Annotated in this window: 16 protein-coding genes; all 16 read right to left on the bottom strand. The window is 56.5% G+C overall.

From position 1 onward, the window contains the following. Positions 1-13: 13 nt before the first annotated feature. A complete protein-coding gene (locus C4N22_RS00515; protein WP_022257199.1) occupies positions 14-976 on the bottom strand; it encodes a PhoH family protein in 963 nt (320 codons plus the stop codon). A 120-nt stretch (positions 977-1,096) separates the two neighbouring features. Then, complete coding sequence (locus tag C4N22_RS00510) at positions 1,097-1,549, bottom strand: site-2 protease family protein (protein ID WP_112147588.1); 453 nt, start codon at positions 1,547-1,549, stop codon at positions 1,097-1,099. Then, a complete protein-coding gene (locus C4N22_RS00505) occupies positions 1,546-2,100 on the bottom strand; it encodes a M23 family metallopeptidase (protein WP_112147587.1) in 555 nt (184 codons plus the stop codon). The genes C4N22_RS00510 and C4N22_RS00505 overlap by 4 nt, the downstream gene beginning before the upstream one ends. 119 nt (positions 2,101-2,219) lie before the next feature. Further along, on the bottom strand, positions 2,220-4,520 hold the full coding sequence (gene ppk1 / locus C4N22_RS00500; protein WP_112147586.1) for a polyphosphate kinase 1: 2,301 nt from the start codon (positions 4,518-4,520) through the stop codon (positions 2,220-2,222). A 39-nt stretch (positions 4,521-4,559) separates the two neighbouring features. Next, entirely contained in the window at positions 4,560-4,907 is a 348-nt protein-coding gene (locus tag C4N22_RS00495; protein ID WP_112114892.1) for a ComEA family DNA-binding protein, read from the bottom strand. 66 nt (positions 4,908-4,973) lie between these two features. Further along, positions 4,974-5,807, bottom strand: coding sequence for an HAD hydrolase family protein (locus C4N22_RS00490; protein WP_112147585.1), 834 nt, complete (start codon positions 5,805-5,807; stop codon positions 4,974-4,976). Beyond that, complete coding sequence (locus C4N22_RS00485) at positions 5,800-6,735, bottom strand: RluA family pseudouridine synthase (protein WP_022257204.1); 936 nt, start codon at positions 6,733-6,735, stop codon at positions 5,800-5,802. Before C4N22_RS00485 ends, C4N22_RS00490 begins: the two co-directional genes overlap by 8 nt. 3 nt (positions 6,736-6,738) lie before the next feature. After that, positions 6,739-7,209, bottom strand: a complete 471-nt coding sequence (lspA, locus tag C4N22_RS00480) for a signal peptidase II (RefSeq protein ID WP_112147584.1) — start codon at positions 7,207-7,209, stop codon at positions 6,739-6,741. A 119-nt stretch (positions 7,210-7,328) separates the two neighbouring features. Beyond that, positions 7,329-10,124 (bottom strand): isoleucine--tRNA ligase, encoded by a 2,796-nt coding sequence (ileS, locus tag C4N22_RS00475; protein WP_112147583.1) that lies wholly within the window; start codon positions 10,122-10,124, stop codon positions 7,329-7,331. A 37-nt stretch (positions 10,125-10,161) separates the two neighbouring features. Next, positions 10,162-10,962: a DivIVA domain-containing protein gene (locus C4N22_RS00470; protein WP_242980907.1), complete on the bottom strand. Its 801-nt coding sequence runs from the start codon at positions 10,960-10,962 to the stop codon at positions 10,162-10,164. Positions 10,963-10,992: 30 nt separating this feature from the next. Continuing rightward, positions 10,993-11,814, bottom strand: a complete 822-nt coding sequence (locus C4N22_RS00465) for an RNA-binding protein (protein WP_112114896.1) — start codon at positions 11,812-11,814, stop codon at positions 10,993-10,995. Then, positions 11,798-12,259: a cell division protein SepF gene (locus tag C4N22_RS00460; RefSeq protein ID WP_022257209.1), complete on the bottom strand. Its 462-nt coding sequence runs from the start codon at positions 12,257-12,259 to the stop codon at positions 11,798-11,800. The genes C4N22_RS00465 and C4N22_RS00460 overlap by 17 nt, the downstream gene beginning before the upstream one ends. Before the next feature lie 108 nt (positions 12,260-12,367). Next, positions 12,368-13,681 carry an HlyD family efflux transporter periplasmic adaptor subunit gene (locus C4N22_RS00455; RefSeq protein WP_112147581.1) on the bottom strand — a complete coding sequence of 438 codons (1,314 nt, stop codon included), beginning with the start codon at positions 13,679-13,681 and terminating at the stop codon, positions 12,368-12,370. A gap of 5 nt (positions 13,682-13,686) precedes the next feature. Then, positions 13,687-14,607, bottom strand: coding sequence for a tRNA (adenosine(37)-N6)-dimethylallyltransferase MiaA (miaA, locus tag C4N22_RS00450; protein ID WP_112148000.1), 921 nt, complete (start codon positions 14,605-14,607; stop codon positions 13,687-13,689). A 19-nt stretch (positions 14,608-14,626) separates the two neighbouring features. Next, positions 14,627-16,822, bottom strand: coding sequence for a DNA mismatch repair endonuclease MutL (gene mutL / locus C4N22_RS00445; protein ID WP_112147580.1), 2,196 nt, complete (start codon positions 16,820-16,822; stop codon positions 14,627-14,629). A 39-nt stretch (positions 16,823-16,861) separates the two neighbouring features. After that, a complete protein-coding gene (mutS, locus tag C4N22_RS00440) occupies positions 16,862-19,477 on the bottom strand; it encodes a DNA mismatch repair protein MutS (protein WP_112147579.1) in 2,616 nt (871 codons plus the stop codon). Positions 19,478-19,502: the final 25 nt, after the last annotated feature.

The raw sequence follows: 19,502 nt of genomic DNA, 5'->3' as shown, positions 1-19,502 counted from the left end.
GAGAGGCAAACGCTCAGCGCTTTGCTGGATGTGCTGCCGCCTCATAAGCTTTGATGATCTCCTGTACCAGACGATGGCGCACGACATCTTTTTCTGTAAAATAACATTGCGCAATGCCGCCCACGCCTTTCAGCACCTGCAGCGCGTCCACAAGGCCGCTGCGGGTCCGGTCCGGCAGGTCGATCTGAGTTACATCGCCGGTAACCACCACCTTGGAACCCACACCCATACGGGTCAGAAACATCTTCATCTGCTCCGGGGTGGTGTTCTGTGCCTCATCCAGAATGATGAACGAATCATCCAGCGTCCGGCCGCGCATATAGGCCAGCGGGGCTACTTCAATGATCTGTTTTTCTACCAGACGTTCATAAGTCTCTGCGCCCAGCATATCAAACAGGCCATCATACAGCGGGCGGAGGTATGGGTCTACCTTTTGCTGCAGATCGCCGGGCAGGAACCCCAGTTTCTCACCGGCTTCCACGGCAGGGCGGGTCAGCACGATGCGGGAGACGTCCTTTGCTTTGAACGCCTTGACGGCCATGGCAACAGCCAGATAAGTTTTGCCGGTACCCGCCGGGCCAACGCCGAATGTAATGGCATTCTTCCGGATGGCATTCAGGTATTCTTTCTGTCCAAGCGTCTTGGGGCGGATAGGGCGGCCCTTAACGGTAACGGTGACAAAATCTTCCGTCAGCTCCTTGACCCGCTTCTCCTCCCCATCGTGGGCGAGGCTCAGGCAGTAGCGAACGGTCTGATCTTCCAGCGGCGTATGGTTTTCAATCAGGAGCAGCATTCCCTCCACCGCCCGGGTCGCTGCCGCAACATTGGCTGCCTCGCCCGAAAGGCGAAGCATCGTACCGCGGCAGACTGCCGTAACGGAGAATTCCTTTTCCAAAAGACGAATGTTTCGGTCGCAGTTTCCAAAGACAGCGGCTGCAATCTCCACGCTATCCAGTTCAATGCTTTTTTCTGCCATGTGGCTCCTCCTGAAGAATCTTCTCGTACTCCATCCTTATTGTACCACCAAAACTTCATTTAGAAAACTATGAAAATTGCACAAAATATTCAGACCCATTCCATCGGTTTTTCCATATAGCTATTTGCGGGGGACACTCTGCATGAGACAGCGTAAAATTTGCGCGCCATCCAACGGTGGAATGGGCAGTAAGTTAAAAGCCCCTGTCAACAAATTTGCCGCAAAAAAGGCACTCCACCAGATGGTAGCCCGCCGGGAAAGGCAGAAAACAGCCCAAACCGCCAGCAAAATGTTCACCCCGGGCCCGGCAGCGGCCAGTAAAAGCTGCTCGTTTGCCGAAAAGTGCTCTTTCCTTGTCTTCATACAAAATCCCGTCATGGTCACTTCAATGTGTGGAAACCGATGGCGCAGAAAAAGATAAGCCATAATGTGCCCCATCTCGTGGAGAGCTGCTGCCAACAACCCAACGCGCAGAAATCCGCTTGCGTCAAAATAAAGCAAAATTGCGAAGGCTCCGCACAGAATGAGCGGGTCCTGAAAAGAAATCTTCCCGATACGGAAACGTTGTTTCATAAGAAATGAAATATCCCGGCTGGGTCATAGCGGATGCCGTTGCAAAGCCATTCCAGATGGAGATGTGCCCCGGTGGCCCGTCCGGTCTGCCCAACTGTCCCAATCGGCTCGCCTGCTTTGACGACTTCCCCCGTCCGGACATAAAGATACTGCATGTGAGCATAAAGCGTTTCTTCTCCCTTCGCATGAGAAAGGCGCAGGTAATTGCCATAACTCTGGCTGTGGCGTGCCGCTGCAACAATGCCGTCCGCCCCCGCCAGAACGATGGTTCCGGAAGCACAGGCAAGGTCTACCCCTTTATGAAATGCTTCTTTTCCGTTAAGCGGGTCTTTCCGCCACCCATATTCCTCTGAGATACGCCAGGCCATCGTTCCCAGAGGAAACTGATACTGCTCCTTTGTGACTTTTGTACGGAGGGAGCACCCCGCCGGGGGCGTGTTCAATGCCCGGGCGGAAACACAGCATGCCATCATCAGACAGGCCACCAACATCCACAAACAAACAGCCACTTGACAACCGGAATGGCGATTCCGAATCCATTTTCTCCGCATCTTTTCCCTCCATCGTTGCTTCCCGCTATCAGAAAAAGATATGCACACCCTCCTGCCGAAAGAACAAAAATACCGCCAGCCCTTTCGGCCAGCGGCATTCAGCAAAAGTTTATCCTCTCTTATTTCCCAAAGATACTGAAGATACGAGAAAGCAGCCCCTGCTTCTTCGGTTTGGATTCTGTGATCACAATGGGCATTTCTTCTATTGGCTTTGTGGTCGCAGGTGCAGTCTTTTTCCGCGGTGGTTCAATCGGTGTAAACACAGCTTTCGGTGCCTCGCGCACAGGCTCCTGGTGTGTTTTGATATTCGATGTTTCCGCAGAGGCGGGCGTCTTCTTCGGGGCTGGTGCAGCTTTCCCCCAATCGTCTTTCAGAAGCTCATACATTCCCATCTGACCGTTGACGATTGGCTCACCCGGAGCGGGTTTCACTTTCTGGTAACTGCCATCGGCCCGCATCTCCCGGGCGTTGACATTATCATGAAGCTGCAGCTGTAAGATCCTGCTGAGTTTTTCCACCAGAACAGGGTCTTCGATCCGCACACCGACTTCCACACGGCACTCCGTGTTGCGTGTGAGAAAATCACCAGACGCAATATAAATGCGGGTCTTCTGTCCATCATAGAAGCTGTAAATGCGGCCATGCTCCAGATATCGGCCCACCAGACTGCGGATGTGCAGGTTTTCGGTCTTGCCAGGCACCTCTGCGCGGACACAGCAGATACCACGGACGATCATATCAATGCGGACACCGGCGCAGCTGGCTTCCTGCAACTTGAGAATGATATCGCGGTCCGAGATGGAGTTGTTTTTCAGGATCATCGACGCCGGACGGCCCAGCCGTGCTGCGGTGATGACATGATCCATCTCGTCCAGCAACACGCTCTTGAACCGCAGCGGGGCCACCAGCATCTTTTCGCTGGTTTCGGTCAGCTTCTGAACGGCAAGATTCTGGAAGACATTGGAGGCTTCTTCACCGATCTCCGGGTCTGCCGTAATGAACGAGTAATCCGTATAGAGTTCACTGGTTTTTTCGTTGTAGTTCCCAGTGCCGATCTGGGTGATGTAGGCATAGCCATCCTGATTCTTTTTGGTAATGAGGGTCAGCTTGGAGTGGACCTTGTAATCATCAAAGCCATAAATGACGGTACAGCCTGCCTCTTCCAGCTGCTTGGACCAGTCGATATTGTTCTGCTCGTCAAAGCGGGCACGCAGCTCCACAAGAGCAACCACTTCCTTGCCGTTTTCGGCGGCTTCCATCAGCGCCTGCACGATCTGCGATTCCCGCGCCATCCGGTAGAGCGTCATCTTGATGGAAATGACCTCCGGGTCCTGCGCCGCTTTTTTCAGCATGGTAATAAAAGGCCGGATGGACTGATACGGATAGCTGAGGAGCACATCGTGCTTTTCCACTTCTGCAGCCAGGTCATACTCCGGCGGCGGAAGCATGGGGCGGGCCGCCGGGTAGAACAGCTCCGGGTGGCCATCGGCTTCCATGCGGGAAGTCAGCTTATAAAAGAAACTCAGATCCAGAGGGCTGTTCTGCGCAAACACCCGCCTGTGGCTCAGTTCCAGACGGCTGCAGAGAATGCGCACCACTTCCTGCGGGGCCGTCGGCGTGACCTGCAGGCGGACAGCGGCCAGTTTGCGGCGGCGCTTGAGCAGGTCGGCCATGATCTCGCGGTAATCAATGTCATGATCCATCATACCCTCTTTGACGTCGATATCCGCATTGCGAGTTACACGAAAAAGGCATTTTTCCTGAATGGTTTCCTTGCCGAAGATCATGGAGGCGTAATGCAGCACCAGCTCTTCCACCAGAGCAAACAGAGTCCGGCCATCTTTCTTAACAATGTGCATCCGCTCCATCTGGCTGGAAATGGGCACGATGCCAAGGCTCTGCTCATTGGAGTGCTTCTCCTTGAGCAGAACGCCCAGATAGATCTCTTTATTGCGCAGGAACGGGAACGGGTGGCGGTTATCGACCACCTGCGGGCTCAGAATCGGAAACAGCTCGCTCTGGAAATACTTTTTCCAGAAATGCTCTTCTTCCTTGCTCAGGTGGTCAAAATCCACTTTCTGGTAGCCGCAGGCCGCCAGATTTTCCAGTGCGCGGGCATAGTATTTATCGCAGTCTTCCTGCAGCTGGGCCGTTTTGGGCATAATGGCCGTCAGTTGCTCCTCGGAGGTCATATTCGTCTTGTTTTCCCGCTTTTCCTTTTTGCCTCGCATCAGGTTGGCCCGCTCCTGCAGAGAGCCGACGCGCACCATGAAAAACTCATCCAGGTTGGAGCCGTAAATGGCCAAAAACTTTACCTGCTCGGCCAGCGGGACATTTTTATCCTTGCCAAGGACCAGGACCCGGCGGTTAAAATCCAACCAGCTCAGTTCCCGGTTGATAAAGATGTTCTCCTCATTCATGTTGTTTCCCCTTTTCTCCAGCAGCGGCGGCTGCCGTTATCAACTAACATATGCAAGGTTTTGCCAGGACTCCACGATCCGGGAGGTAATCCCCGGAACATAGACCGCATCTTCCACATGCCGGAATGCACCGTTCTGCCGCCGGTAGTCCAGGATCGCCCGCGCCTTTTTCTCCCCGATGCCGGGCAGAGTGCAGAGCGCGTCCAGCCCGGCTGTATTCAGATCGACCCGGGCGGCCTGGATCATCGGTTCGGGCTTGGCTGTTTGCCCTGTGTGCCCCTTGAGCGGGACTGCAAACCAGAACACCAGTGCGGCACAGGCCGCCGCGGTAAGAAGCGTGAGCAAAACAAAGCGCTTTTCTTTCTGTGTGGAAGTGTGTTCTTTCATTGTAGTATAAACCTCCCAAAAAAGAAAGTCCCCTGCGGAAAATTTGCAGGAGACTTTACTTGAATTTTACGCCGTTGCCTCTGCGCCACGCACAAGATTGTACAGATATTCTGCTGCCGCACCCGTATCATGGTCTGTCAGCGTCGTCTGCGCTGCCGCAAGGCGCAGTTCTGCCGCAGCGTCAGCCGGGACCACACTGTGGCCCGCAAGATGCATCAGCTCCAGCATCTGGGTGCAGTTGGCTACGACGGTCAATTCCTCAGCTGCACAGCCAACAGGCGGGCAGACCGCATTGAACATTGCCGTCCCCGAAACAGCACCCGGAGTCAACACCAGCAGATCCGGCGCGACACGCTCCGCCAGCAGAGAATCGGCTGCCTCCCCCAGTGCCTTATCCAGCAAAGGAACCAGCGGCATCTGCTTTTTGTCCTGATAGAGCAGGATGCGCAGCACATCCTCGCCCCGCACATCGGCAGCGCTGCTGAGGACATAGGGCGTCCACTCCTGCTGCAGGTGAGCTTCCAGCGCCTCGCTCATCCGCAGCACACGGGTAGAACCGTCTGTCATCTGCAGTGCGATGCCAAGGCCCACGGCTGAGGGCAGCTTCTGCAACACGGCTTCTTCCCGTCCGGCAAAGCTGCACAGTGGCTGCCCGGTGCCCGTGGCAAACTGGTAGGCCAGTGTACCACCGCAGACCAGTGCCGGTGCAGCCAGGCGCACACTGCCCAGAATGGTGCGTACCGCCTTGGGCGAGCGCTGCGAAAAGACCGTCAGCCGACCGCCGCGGCTGCTGAACAGCTGCATTACATCCCGGAGCACCTGGGGCAGGTTGCCGTCTGTTCCCAACAGAAGATGGTCGAGGTCACAGAGCACGAGGGATGTCTTTAACGTGTTATTCATGCTTTCCCCTCCTGAGCGTTGCAATAAAATGGGTAAAATATTCCGGCAGCTCAGAGTCAAACCGCAGCTGCTCCCCGGTAATGGGGTGAATAAAGCCCAGCGTTTTGGCATGCAGGCACTGGCCATGGAGGCTGGTGATGCAGTTGTGCGGCCCATAGACCGGGTCGCCTGCCACCGGATGATGGATGGAGGCCATGTGCACACGAATCTGATGGGTTCGGCCGGTTTTCAGGCGGCACTCCAGCATGGTAAACTCACCAAAGCGCTCCAATACCCGATAGCCCGTGTAGGCATACTTGGTGTGAGGCTCACTGGCCGGGTAAACCGCCATTTTTTTGCGATCCGTCTTGCTGCGGCCAAGGTTCGTTTCCACAAAGCCTTCGTCCTGTGCAAAGCCGCCGTAAACAATGGTATTGTAGGCTCGTTCCACACTGTGGACCGCCATCTGCTGCGAGAGGCCGATGTGCGTGGCATCGTCTTTGGCCACCACCAGCAGGCCGCTGGTGTCCTTATCAATGCGGTGGACGATGCCGGGCCGAATCTCACCGCCAATGCCGGAAAGACTGCCCTTGCAGTGCCACAGCAGGGCGTTGACCAGTGTCCCGTCCGGGTTGCCGGGGGCTGGGTGAACGACCATTCCTTTGGGCTTATTGACCACCAACAGGTGCTCGTCTTCATAGACGATATCCAGCGGGATATCCTGCGGCACTGCCTCAATGGGCTTTGCATCCGGGATCTCCAGCAAAATGGTATCGCCTGCTTTCAGCTTGAGGCTTTTGGCGATCTGTTTTCCGTTGCAGAGCACATGGCCCTCTGCTACAAGAGCCTGCAAAGCACTGCGGGAAAGGCCGGTATCCTCGCCGCTCAGAAAGCGGTCAATGCGCTGCCCGGCGGCTTCCGCCTCTACCATAAACTCACGCTGTTCCATCGGTCAGGACTCCTTTTGCTCCTGGACTTCTTCCAGGAAGATGACCAGCACCCACAGGGCCACACCCACACAGACACAGATGTCCGCAAAATTGAAGACGGCAAACCGCATGAACAGCACGTTGATATAGTCCACCACCTCACCGTTGAGCACACGGTCAATCAAGTTTCCGATCCCGCCGCCCAGCACGAGGATGAGGGCCGCCTGCTGCAGGTACTTGCCACGGCTGCGGAAAAACAGCCAGTAAGCCACCAAAAGCAGTGCTGCACTGGTGGCAACAATGAGAAACAGCTGCTTGCCGCTGAGCAGGCTGAACGCCATGCCCTGGTTGAGCACAAAGCGCAGCTCCACCACATGCGGAATGAGCGGCATGGAGCCTACCGGTTCCAAAACCTGTACCGCCCAGAACTTGATGGCCTGGTCGGCCCCGACCAGTGCGGCCACGCAGAGCAGATTAAAAATGACAAACGCCATAGTTTTCTCCCATGGGCAGCCCTTTGTAAAAGCCGCCCGCGATTTTTACTAAAAAACGGCGCTCCCTTTCGAGCCGGGAGCGCCGCCCTCAAAAACAAGTTTGTTTCTGGTTTGGAAAATTATGCTTCCACAACGCTGGCACAGCGTGCGCACAGGGTGGGATGAGCAGAGTGGCTGCCGATGGTATCAGAGTACTTCCAGCAGCGCTCGCACTTCTCGCCAACAGCGTGAGCAGCAGCAACGCCAAGACCCTCAACGGCAGAGGCAGAACCGCCCTCACCCTTGACCAGCTCCACATGGGAAACGATCATCAGGTCAGCCAGCTCGTCCATGGGGATGCTGTTCAGCAGGTCGTAGACGGCATCGTTGCAGTACAGGGTGACAGCAGCCTCCAGAGAAGCACCAATGGTCTTCTCGGCACGGGCCTGCTCCAGCACTTTCTTGACCTCATCACGCACGGCGATGAGCTGTGCCCACTTGGCCTTGAATGCCTCATCGGCCGCATACTGACCAGCCTTGGGCATATCCTCAAAGACAACGTACTTGTTCATCCCCTCGGTCTTGGGCAGGAAGTCCCAGATCTCCTGGCTGGTGAAGCACAGGATAGGAGCAATGATCTTGTCCAGAGCCACGAGGATCTTGTACATGGCCGTCTGAGCAGCCTGACGAGCCACACCGTTGGTGCAGTACAGACGATCTTTCGTCACATCCAGATAGAAGTTGGACATTGCCACGACGCAGAAGTTGTACACAGCGTGATAGACCTTGTTGAAGTCATACACGGCATAGCCTGCATTGGTGTTAACGATCAGGTCATCCAGAGCAGCCAGTGCCCAGCGGTCGATCTCCTGCAGCTGGTCGTCTGCCACACAATCGGTGTTGGGGTCAAAACCATCCAGATTGCCCAGGATAAAGCGGGCGGTGTTGCGGATCTTACGGTAAGCCTCGCTCAGCTGCTTGAAGATATTCTTACCGGCGCGGACATCGACAGTGTAATCAGAAGAAGCAACCCACAGGCGGATGATATCCGCACCGTAGTCCTTAATGATCTCGCTGGGCTCCACGCCATTACCAGCGCTCTTGTGCATCTGCTTGCCCTGCTCATCCACGACCCAGCCGTGGCACAGAACAGACTTATACGGTGCACAACCCTTGCTTGCCACGCTGGTCAGCAGGCTGGACTGGAACCAGCCGCGGAACTGATCGCCGCCCTCCATATACATGTCAGCGGGGAAATGCAGCTCGGGGCGCTCTTCCAAAACAGCTGCATGGGTAGAACCGGAATCGAACCAGACATCCATGATGTCGGTGTCCTTGGTCCACTCGGAAGCGCCGCACTTCTCACAGACCTCGCCTGCGGGGATGATCTTCTCGGCGTCGTACTTATACCAGGCGTCCGAGCCCTCCTTGCGGAACAGATCGCTGACTGCCTTGATGGTGGCATCGGTGATGTGGTAGGTGCCGCACTTCTTGCAATAGAATGCGGGGATGGGCACACCCCAGGTACGCTGACGGCTGATGCACCAGTCGTTGCGGTCACGTACCATGCCTTTCATGCGGTCATGGCCCCAATCCGGCATCCAGGTCACGGTGTCGATGGCCTTGTAGACATCCTCACGGAACTTGGAGATGGAGCAGAACCACTGCTCGGTAGCACGGAAGATGATGGGGTTGTGGCAGCGCCAGCAGTGCGGGTACTGATGCTTGATGTGCACCTGACCCATAACAGCACCGGAGGCGGTCAGATCAGCCAGGATGGTCTTGTTGGCTGCCCAGACGCGCTGGCCTGCATACTTGCCAGCCAGCTCGGTCAGATAGCCGCCATCGTCCACGGGGACGGTGATGGGCACCTGGGGGTACTTCTGGCAGACGTTAAAGTCATCGACGCCGTGGCCGCCGGCGGTGTGGACACAGCCAGAGCCGCTCTCCAGAGTGACATGGTCGCCCAGGATGACCCAGCCCTCCTTGGGCAGGTAGACGTGGTTATAGCGCATGAGCTCGAACTCAGCACCGCTGACGGGCTCGCCGACCACTTCATACTCGGTGATGTGGCAGGCATCCATCACGCTCTTGACCAGCTCGGTGGCCATGATGTGGTACTCGTCGCCGATCTTGACGAACGAATACTCAAACTGGCCGTTGAGGCAGATGGCCTCGTTGGCGGGCAGGGTCCAGGTGGTGGTGGTCCAGATCACGAAGTAGGTCTTATCCATGGGAATGCCGTACTTTGCCAGCACACCGTTGGGGTCCTGAGAGACATGGAAGCGGACGAAGATGGAATCGCAGTCGTCCTCACCGTACTCGATCTCGGCCTCTGCCAGAGCAGTGCGGCAGTCCGGGCACCAGTACACAGGCTTCAGGCCCTTGTAAATGTAGCCTTTCTTGGCCATCTCACCAAAAATCTCGATCTGGCGTGCCTCAAACTCAGGCTTCAGAGTCAGGTAGGGGTGCTCAAAGTCACCAATAACGCCCAGACGCTTGAACTGGTCGCTCATGATGTCGATGTGTTCGGTTGCGAATTTCTCACAGATCTGGCGCAGCTCCAGCTTGGAGATGTCCTTTTTCTTGTCGCCGACAGAAGACAGTGCTTTCAGCTCAATGGGCAGGCCGTGAGTATCAAAACCGGGCACATAAGGAGCCTGGAAGCCCTCCATGTTCTTCTCGCGGATAATGATGTCCTTGATGATCTTGTTCAGGGCAGTACCCATGTGGATATTGCCGTTTGCGTACGGAGGGCCGTCGTGCAGGATGAACTGAGGCTTCCCCTCGTTATGCTTCATCAGGTTGTTGTACAGGTCGTTCTCTTCCCAGTCCTTGAGCATGGCGGGCTCTTTCTTGGGCAGGCCTGCGCGCATCTCAAACAGGGTCTTGGGCAGATTCAAAGTACTGTCGTACTGAGACTTATTCTTTGCCAATGGTTACACACTCCTCTAAATTTTTCCTATTGCACACTTACTCGCTGAACTTTACGCCCTGAAACGCGGCGTAGTCCGGCGCAGTGGGGGCTGCATCTGCAGGGGGCGGGTCAAGCTTGAGCTGACTCTCGTCTTTTTCCCAGAAATCCTCGGATTTCTCCGCATCGCCATCCTCTGCGGCATCATCCGCCTCAGCAGTTTCCGGTGCTTTGGCATCCGCGGCATTGTCCAGCTTCTCATTCAGCTCAGCAGTGGTCTCTTCCACTTCATCTTCCGCTGCGGACTCCTCCGGCTCTTCTGCCGGAGCTTCTTCTTTCTGGAACTCGGGCAGACGGCTCAGCGATTCCACATGGCTGCGGTAAAGGTTGAGCACATCCGACTTGAAGCGGGTCACTTCCAGGCGCACCCGGTCGTACTCCCGCTCCTCGGCCAGCTTTTTCTCGTTTGCCTCGTTGATGATCTCGTCCGCGCGGTCACTGGCTTTCTGCAGCAGCTCGTTGGCATCACGGATGACATCATCACCGCGGAGATTTGCACGGTGCAGGATCTCCTCCGCTTTCTGGTTTGCCTCACGGATGACATTCTCACCCATCCGCTGGGCATTGATCAGAGCGCTCTTCAGCATATCGCCGTCGGCCTCATAATCTTTCATTTTCTGGCGGAGCTTCTGGTTCTCGGCGGTCAGGTCGGCGATCTGCTTGCGCAGCGCCTCGGCCTCGTTTTCGCTCTGAGTCAGCTGTTCCTCCACTTTATCCAGAAAACGGTCCACCTCCTCGGTACGGTAGCCGCGGAGGTTTTTCTCAAATTGCACAGAGCGCACGTCCTGCGGGGTCAGCATAGTGGTTTCCTCCCTTATCTTCATTCATCATCAATACTGGAAATATTCAATGATCAAACGGTCTTTCTTGCTTTTTCCGGGCAATGCCGTCAGCTGAAAGCGGCCCTTGCCGCGCACTGTGAACACATCGTCCTCGTACACCGGGGCATGGACACTCTCGGCAGGCAGATGGTTGATCTCCACCCGTCCGGCCGTGACCAGCTCTGCCGCCATTCCACGGCTGCACCGCAGCATGGCAGCGAGCACCGCGTCCAGCCGCAGGGAAGAGACTGTCGCCGTCTGGCGGGGCCGCTCTGCCTGCGGGAACGCCGGAAGCGTCTCCAGCGGCTGCATTTCTGCCGTCAGGTCGGTGTGGCCCGCCTGACGCAGTTCCTGACAGATCAGCTCCGCGGCAGGCTCCAGCGCAAACACATAGGCCACCCCCAGCTGGTCTTCCGGGAGAACGATGTCTCCCAGCGCCTCCCGGCGCAGCTCCAGACCCATCAGGCTGCCAAGATAATCCTTGTGCACTGGCAGCTGCGCACCGGGCAGAGCCCGGCACTGCAGCCGCACACAACACAATGGGCTCGCAGGGTAACTGTCCACAGGTTCCAGGCAGAGCAGTTTGCGTTCCGCCCCGGGCCACCCGCCGTCAAAACGAATCTCGTCCTCCGGCATGTCGGTGCGGTTGAGCGCGGCCTGCGCCAGCTGCTGCTCCCGGTCGCTCAAAAAGCCGGAGTACCGGGCAATGCCGCGTGAGGAAGCCGTGCGGGCCAAGTCCTCAATGTGCCGCATCAGATACCGTTCTTCATCATTGCGGGCGGGCACAAAACCCCGCACCGCTTTGGGGGCAGGATCAATAGAACGCGCCATTGTTCTCCAGCTCGTCCAGCAGGTCTCCCATAATATCAACATTGTAGGGAGTAATGATGAAAGTGCTGTTTGCAACGCGCTTGATCTGGCCGTTGTTTGCATAGGCTACGCCGGAGAGAAAATCCACCAGACGGCGGGAGACCTCTTTGTTGGTAGACTCCAGGTTGAGCACGACCGTGCGCTTGTTGTTCAGGTGGTCCGCAATGGTGCTTGCATCCTCAAAGCGCTCGGGCTTGACCAGAACGACCTTGAGCTGGGTGGTGGCATGGATGTTGACCACCTTGCCATTCTTCTTGGGGGCAGCGTCTACGTCGCCCTCCTCATCGTCCTCAATGCCGACACCGTTGTTATTGTTTACCATCTGAGGGCCGTCGTCCATGTACTGGTCGTCGTAGTCGTCCTCACTGCCGAAAAGTCCCTTTTTCAGGCTATCCACTAAAGACATAGAACTTGCTCCTTTCATTCGGGCAGCATCCGCTGCCTGGCAACCTTTGCAAGAAGAGTTGCAAATAGCTTTTTCTATTATCGGATTTTTTGCACCAGATGTCAATAACTACAAAAGCTTTCCATCATACAAATTTTGTCCGGAGACGATAATCTCGTCATAAAGACGGACCTGACTGACCGAATTGGCGGTTCCACTGGGCAAAACGAGGATATGATCTCCCTCGGTTACCAGCGGGTGTGCATCGTCCACCGGATCAATTTTGCAGAAACGGGCCAGGTTGCCGTACTTGACATACACACCAGGGATATAATTTTCGCCCTGCGTCTCGGCCTCAGAGCCATCTTCTTTTAAATAATGGACTGCCGCAGCCGGGACCAGAAGCCCGGTGCTCTCCCCCACAATGATCTGCGCATTGGCCTTGTTCAGCCGCAGCACGTCTCCATTGATGACCTCGCAGGTGATCACAAAACGGGTCAGGCCGCTTTCCTCGTCGATGCTCACTTCGGTAACAGAAGCTTTCAGCGGCGTCTCCACCTGGCCGGGGAAACGGATCTGCACCGATTTTTTCAGCGGTTTGCCATCCTGACCCAGCAGTTTCTGCCCCTCTTTGGCGGAGCAGACCCCTGCATACTGCCAGGAAAAGCCCGAGACGATCTTGCCCACACAACCATCCAGTGCCGTTTCCGGCTCTGACTCTATATAGGCTTTCAGGTCTGTGGCGCTCAGGGCCAGAATGTCTCCTGCCCCGGCGTTGAGGCGGCCAGAGCTTGCGCTGCGGATAAAGTATCCGGTCTGCGGGGCTGTGATCTGCGTTGGCGTACCCAGCTGCGCCTGCACAGAGGCCTCCTGATCCGCCAGCGCCGCGATCTGCCCCGAGAAATCCGTCACCTCCCCGGTGATGACCCAGAGCTTATTTTGCGCCAGCAGATACTCCTCTGTACCTTTTTCCGTTTCATCATACTCCCCGCTGTCCAGTGCGTCCATCAGGTCATACAGGGCGGAGGAACGCTCTTTCCGCATGGTGTCCAGCTGGGTTGCGGAAACATTCTGCGATTTTTGCAGCAGGTCGATCTGGTCGCCCAGCTGGGTGAGCTGCTGGCGGAGCGCCGCCTGGGAAGCATCGCTGTAAACTTCTGCCACAGCGGTGCCCGCCGAAACACGTTCTCCATCGGCTGCCAGATACCCGAGCGTCCCACCACCTGCCACATAGCTCTCGTTGAACAGCAGCACGCCCTCGGCATCCACTGTATCCGAGACCGTCGCCAGCATAGCCGTTTCATAAGTATTTGGTGGGAAGAGAATGTGCATCGTCTGGTACCCGACATACAGCCCTGCCAGCAGCAGAAATACAATGGCAATCCCGGCCAGAACGGTCAGCGCACGGGGGGCGCGGCGAGGTGTTTCCGGCGTATCGCTCATAATGCTCATCCTTTCGCTAAAAAGTCTTGGGTCAGGCGAACCGCCTGTTCCGTCACATCCGGAGCAGCGGCATCCAGCCAGACCACGCCGTCCATATGACGGAACCAGGTCAACTGGCGTTTTGCGTAGTTGCGGGAAGCCTGTTTCAGCTTCTCCACACAATCTTCAAGCGCTGCATTCCCCTCAAAGTACGGGAAGAATTCCTTATATCCGATGGCCTGTGCCGCCGTTTTAAAGCGTTCCCGGTTCTGGTAGACCAGCTCCGCTTCCGGCAGCAGACCATTTTCCATCATCTTATCCACCCGCAGGTCAATGCGGCGGTAAAGCTGTGCCCGCTCCGGGAAATCCAGTCCCAATACCAGCGAACGATAAGGCCGCTCTGTGGGGAGAGATTCCGCTTTCTGCTCGCTGAGGCGTTTCCCGGTCGCACGGTAGTGTTCCAGGGCCCGCAGCACCCGCACCTGATTGTTCGGGTGGATGGCAGCAGCCGCTTCCGGGTCCACAGCCTGCAATTGGGCGTACATGGCTTCCGGGCCTTTTTCGGCCAGCTCTGCCGCCAGCTGTTCCCGCAGGCCGTCCGGTGCTTTTTCTTTTGTAAAGCGGACTCCATACAAAAAGCTCTGGACATAAAGGCCGGTACCGCCCACCAGAATGGGCAGCGTATTCCGGGTAAAGAGTTCCTGTTCCAGCTCTCCGGCCATTGCGCAGAAATCCGCCACACTGAACAACTGATCCGGTGTCCGGATATCCACCCCGTGGTGCGGGATGCCGTGGGTCTCTTCCGGCGTCACCTTGGCCGTACCCACATCCAGCCCTTTATAGATCTGCATGGAGTCTGCGCTGATGACTTCGCCGCTAATGCGCTCCGCCAATGCGACGCCCAGTGCAGTTTTTCCGGTGGCGGTCGGCCCTACAACAGCCAGCACCGGATGTCTGGTTTTATCATTACACAATGCGGCCAAACTGCTTTTCCAGCTCCTTCCGGGTCAATTTGAGGACGCAGGGGCGCCCATGGGGGCAGAACGGCGGCACTTCACCCGAGAGGATCTTCTCAGCCAGTGCCATCAGTTCCTGCGGGGAGGTCTTATCCCCCGCCTTGATGGCCGCGCGACAGGAAATGGAGTGCAGCACCCATTCAGTCTTCTCATTCAATGCATCACGGCTGCCTCTGGCAAGCTTTGCGGCCAGTTCCACCAGCAGGTCTTCCGCATTGCTCTGCTCCACGTCAGCAGGGACAGAGCGGAGGAACACGCTGTTGCCGCCAAAATCATCCATTTCAAGGCCGGCACTCTCCAACAACGGGAGATTGTTGAGCAATGCCGTCTTCTCCTCAGCCGAAAGCTCTACCACGACCGGTTCCAGCAGCAGCTGACTGGGGACATCGCCATAATCGGCGGCCAGCTTTTCAAACAGCTGGCGCTCGTGGGCAGCATGCTTATCAATAATGCAGATCTCATCCCCACGCTCTGCGAGGATATAAGTTTTAAAGAGTTCTCCTACATACCGCAGCGGCTCCGGGCCGTCCTGTACGTCAAATCCCATCTGCTCCGGTGTGCCTGGCAGGCCGCCCGCAAAGCCGCTGGAAACCGACTTCTGCGGTTTTGCGGGCGGTGCCGGATTCCAAGCCGCCATATGGTCCTTACCGGAAGTCTGTTCATCTCCCTCCGGCTCCACATCCAGCTGTGCTTCGTTAGCGGCCGCACGGAATGTAGGCGGCTCCAGGGCCTCCCGCTCGGTCTCCGCCAGCTGTTCTGCATCCGGTTCTTCTGTTGAAGTTCCTTCTTCAGGCTCTGGGCTGTGCAGGCTCACGCCCTGTTGGAGCGGCGTATCCGATGCAACCGTTGTCCAGCTGTGTTCCGGTTCTTCTTTGCCCGTTTCTCCGGCCGAAAGCTCTGTTTCTGTTTTTTGAAAAGCTGCCGTTTGCCCTGCAGAAGCAGTCGGCATTGCCTGGATAGAAAGAACCACCGGTTTTGCAGGCTGTGCAGTGTGATGCGGGAGCGTTCCGGGCGCTGCCTGGCCCGATAAAATCGCAGAAAGTCCTGTAAAGCTGTTTTTCTTTACAGTATTTTCTTCTATCATATCGTTCGATTCTTCGCTCTTGGATTTTTCATTGTTTTTCGGTTCATCAAAAGTGAAAAGCCGTTCGCCCGTTCCAGGCTGGCTCAGAGAGAGCTTGACAGCATGGTAAACGAGGTCAAAGATATCATTTTCACGGGCAAAGCGGACCTCGATCTTCGCCGGGTGAACGTTGACGTCCACAAGATCCGCAGGCATTTCCAGAAGCAAGATTCCTCCAGGAAATTTTCCCTGCATCATAGTGCCCTTATAGGCCATTTCCATACCCGCCATCATGGTGCGGTTACGGACATAGCGGCCATTGATGTAAAAATACTGCATACTCCGGCTGGCCCTGCAGCTCTTGGGCTGAGTGATGAGGCCTCGAACCCGGTAGACACCCTCCTGGTTATCCACTTCCACAAGGTCACGGCTGAATTCCCGGCCCAGAACCGCGTAAGCGGCACTGCGCAGCTGCCCATCGCCGGGGGTGACGTACTGCAGTTTGCCCTCACGGACAAATTTGAAGCTGACTTCCGGGTGGCTCAGAGCCACATGCGCCACGATATCGGCCACAAAGGTACCCTCGCTGGAATCTTTTTTCAGGAACTTCATCCGGGCTGGCGTGTTATAAAACAGGTCCCGTACCCGGATGGTGGTACCCACACCGCGGGCACCCGGCTCCATGGGCTGCTCTTCCCCGCCCTCAATATGGTAGACGGAAGCGCACTCCGCATCCGCCGTCCGGGTCAGCACCTCCACACGGGCCACACTGGCAATGGAAGCCAGCGCCTCGCCGCGAAAGCCCAGCGTATGGATGTGGGTCAGGTCATCTTCGGTCCGGATTTTACTGGTTGCGTGCCGGATGAAAGCTGTGGGGATATATTTCGCTTCAATGCCGGAGCCATTATCGCTGATCTCAATGAGGCGAATGCCGCCCGATTCGATCGTGACGGTCACTTGCGTGGAACCGGCATCAATGGCGTTTTCCAGCAGCTCTTTCACAACAGAGGCCGGGCGCTCGACCACTTCACCTGCCGCGATCAGTTCAGCCGTGTGTTTGTCCAAAACTCGAATTTCTGCCATCGAATTTTCCCTCCTTTACCCGTTGATTCGTTCTTCCGGTCAGCTGTTCAGGCTGCCTTTCAGGGTCTTTTTCAGCTCATACAGGAAATTCAGTGCCTCGATCGGCGTCAGTGTTTCCACATCCAGCGCTTCCAGCTGCTCCATCATCTCGCTGGGCACCGCAGGCGAGGCATATTCCTGCAGGGCATCAAAATCCATCTGCTCTACTTTGTTCTTGGGTGCGCTGGCTTCCAGTGCGCGCAGCACCTCATGGGCCCGGCGGGTCACACTGCCGGGCAGGCCAGCCAGCTTTGCCACCTCAATGCCATAGCTGTCGTCAGCCGGGCCGCGAATAATGCGGCGCAGGAATGTGATATCTTCTCCCCGCTTTTTGACGGCGATGTTATAGTTTTTCACGCCTGCAATGGTGCCCTCCAGATCCGTCAGCTCATGGTAATGGGTCGCAAACAGAGTCTTGCAGCCCAGCCCCTTGCCGGGATCGGAGATGTGCTCCACCACAGCACGGGCAATGCTCATGCCATCAAACGTGGAAGTGCCGCGCCCGATCTCATCCAACACCACAAGGCTCTTGGAAGTGGCATTTTTCAAAATTTCAGCCACCTCGGTCATCTCCACCATAAAGGTAGACTGGCCTGCCGAGAGGTCGTCCGAGGCACCAATGCGGGTAAAAATAGCATCCACCACGCCCACATGGCACTCTGCCGCCGGGACAAACGAGCCAATCTGTGCCATCAGGGCAATCAGTGCGTTCTGGCGCATGTAAGTGGATTTACCTGCCATATTGGGGCCGGTAATGATGAGGCAGCGGTCTTCCCCGCAATTGAGGGTGGTATCATTGGGCACAAACAGGCTGCCTTTGAGCACCTGTTCCACCACCGGGTGGCGGCCCTCCACAATGTACAGCTCATCGCTATCGTCTACAACAGGGCGGCAGTAGTTGTTTTCAGCCGCTACCTGTGCCAGTGCTGCCAGCACATCCAACTCTGCCACTGCATTGGCCGTGCGCTGGATGCGGTCCAGCTGGCCGCCAATGGTTTCCAGCAGCTCACTGAACAGCCGGTGCTCCAGCGCAATCAACCGCTCGTGGGCGCCCAGAATTTTACTTTCCAGTTCCTTGAGTTCCTGCGTGATGTAGCGCTCGCCGCTGGTGAGGGTCTGTTTGCGGATATACGTTTCCGGCACCATGCTCTTATAAGAGTTGCTCACCTCAATGAAGTAACCAAACACATGGTTATAGCCGATCTTCAGCTTGGGGATACCGGTCTCCTGCCGCAGGCGGGTCTCCAGCTGGGCCAGGACGCCCTTGGTATTATCCCGGATGGAACGCAGCTCGTCCACTTCCGGGTGGTAGCCCTTGGCAATGACACCGCCATCCTTGAGGGTCGAGGGGGCTTCCGGGTCCACGGCTGCATAAATTTTCTGCTTGATATCGTCCAGTGCATCAATTTGTGCGGACAGCTCTGCCAGCTCCGGACAGTTGCAGCTCTCCGCCTGCTGCTTGAGGCTGGGCAGGCGGTCACAGGTCTGCGCCATCGCGTAGATCTCTTTGGGGGTGGCAGAGCCATAGACCGTGCGGGTCATCAGGCGCTCCAGGTCCGAAATATAGTGCAGCTCTTCGATCAGATCGCCACGCTGCACCGTCTGGTGCACCAGACTCTCCACCGCATTCAGGCGGCGGTTGATCGCCGCACTGGACACCAACGGCTGCTCGATCCAACTGCGGAGCATCCGTTTGCCCATGGCAGTGCTGGTTTTATCCAGCACCCAAAGCAGTGTTCCCCGCTTTTCACGGCCGCGCAGCGTCTCCGTCAGTTCGAGATTTGCCCGGGTGACCGGGGAAAGACGCATAAACTGTGCCTCATTGTAGCTGATGACGGTTTTCAGACGCTCCACGCCTTTGATCTGGGTATCATGGAGATATTCCAGCAGTGCCGCCATGGCAAAGCGAACCAAACCTTTCGGGGCAATGCCCGTCTGCGCCGCCCAATCACGGCCAAACTGATTTTCCAGTGCAATGGAGACAAGACCCGGTGCGTAGCGTTCCTCTTCCACCAGTTCCACGGAGCAGGTCATATTTTTCTTGATGTAGGTTGTGATCTCACGGCAGTCCAGCAGCCCCGGGTTCATCAGTACTTCGCTCGGGTGATAACGGCAGAGCTCCGTAATAACAGCCGGGGCAATTTTGCTCTGCTTGAGCTCGGTGATGTGGGCCGTACCGGTAGAAACATCCGCAAAGCAGAGGCCAGCCGCACCATCTTTGAGGAAGATGCTGGCAATGTAGTTGTTGCGGTCGTCCTGCAGCATACTGCTCTCAATGACCGTTCCAGGTGTAACCACCCGGATAATATCACGTTTGACAAGACCTTTTGCCTTGGCCGGGTCTTCCACCTGCTCACAGATGGCGACTTTGTAACCCTTGGCAATGAGGCGGGCCACATAGCCCTCATAGCTGTGGAATGGCACGCCGCACATGGGGGCACGCTCCTCCAGACCGCACTGCTTGCCCGTCAGGGTCAAGTCCAGCTCTTTGGAGGCTGTCAGTGCATCGTCAAAAAACATCTCGTAAAAATCGCCGATGCGGTAAAAAAGAATCTCGTCTTTGTGCTGCTTTTTGATTTCAAGGTATTGCTGCATCATGGGCGAAAGCTCCGCCATGGCCGTTCACCGTCCTCCCCGTTTT

The organism is Faecalibacterium prausnitzii, from assembly GCF_003287495.1.
Taxonomy (GTDB): domain Bacteria; phylum Bacillota; class Clostridia; order Oscillospirales; family Ruminococcaceae; genus Faecalibacterium; species Faecalibacterium prausnitzii_I.
Note: the sequence above shows the minus strand (reverse complement) of the source record. Positions and strands in the feature narration are given on the sequence as shown.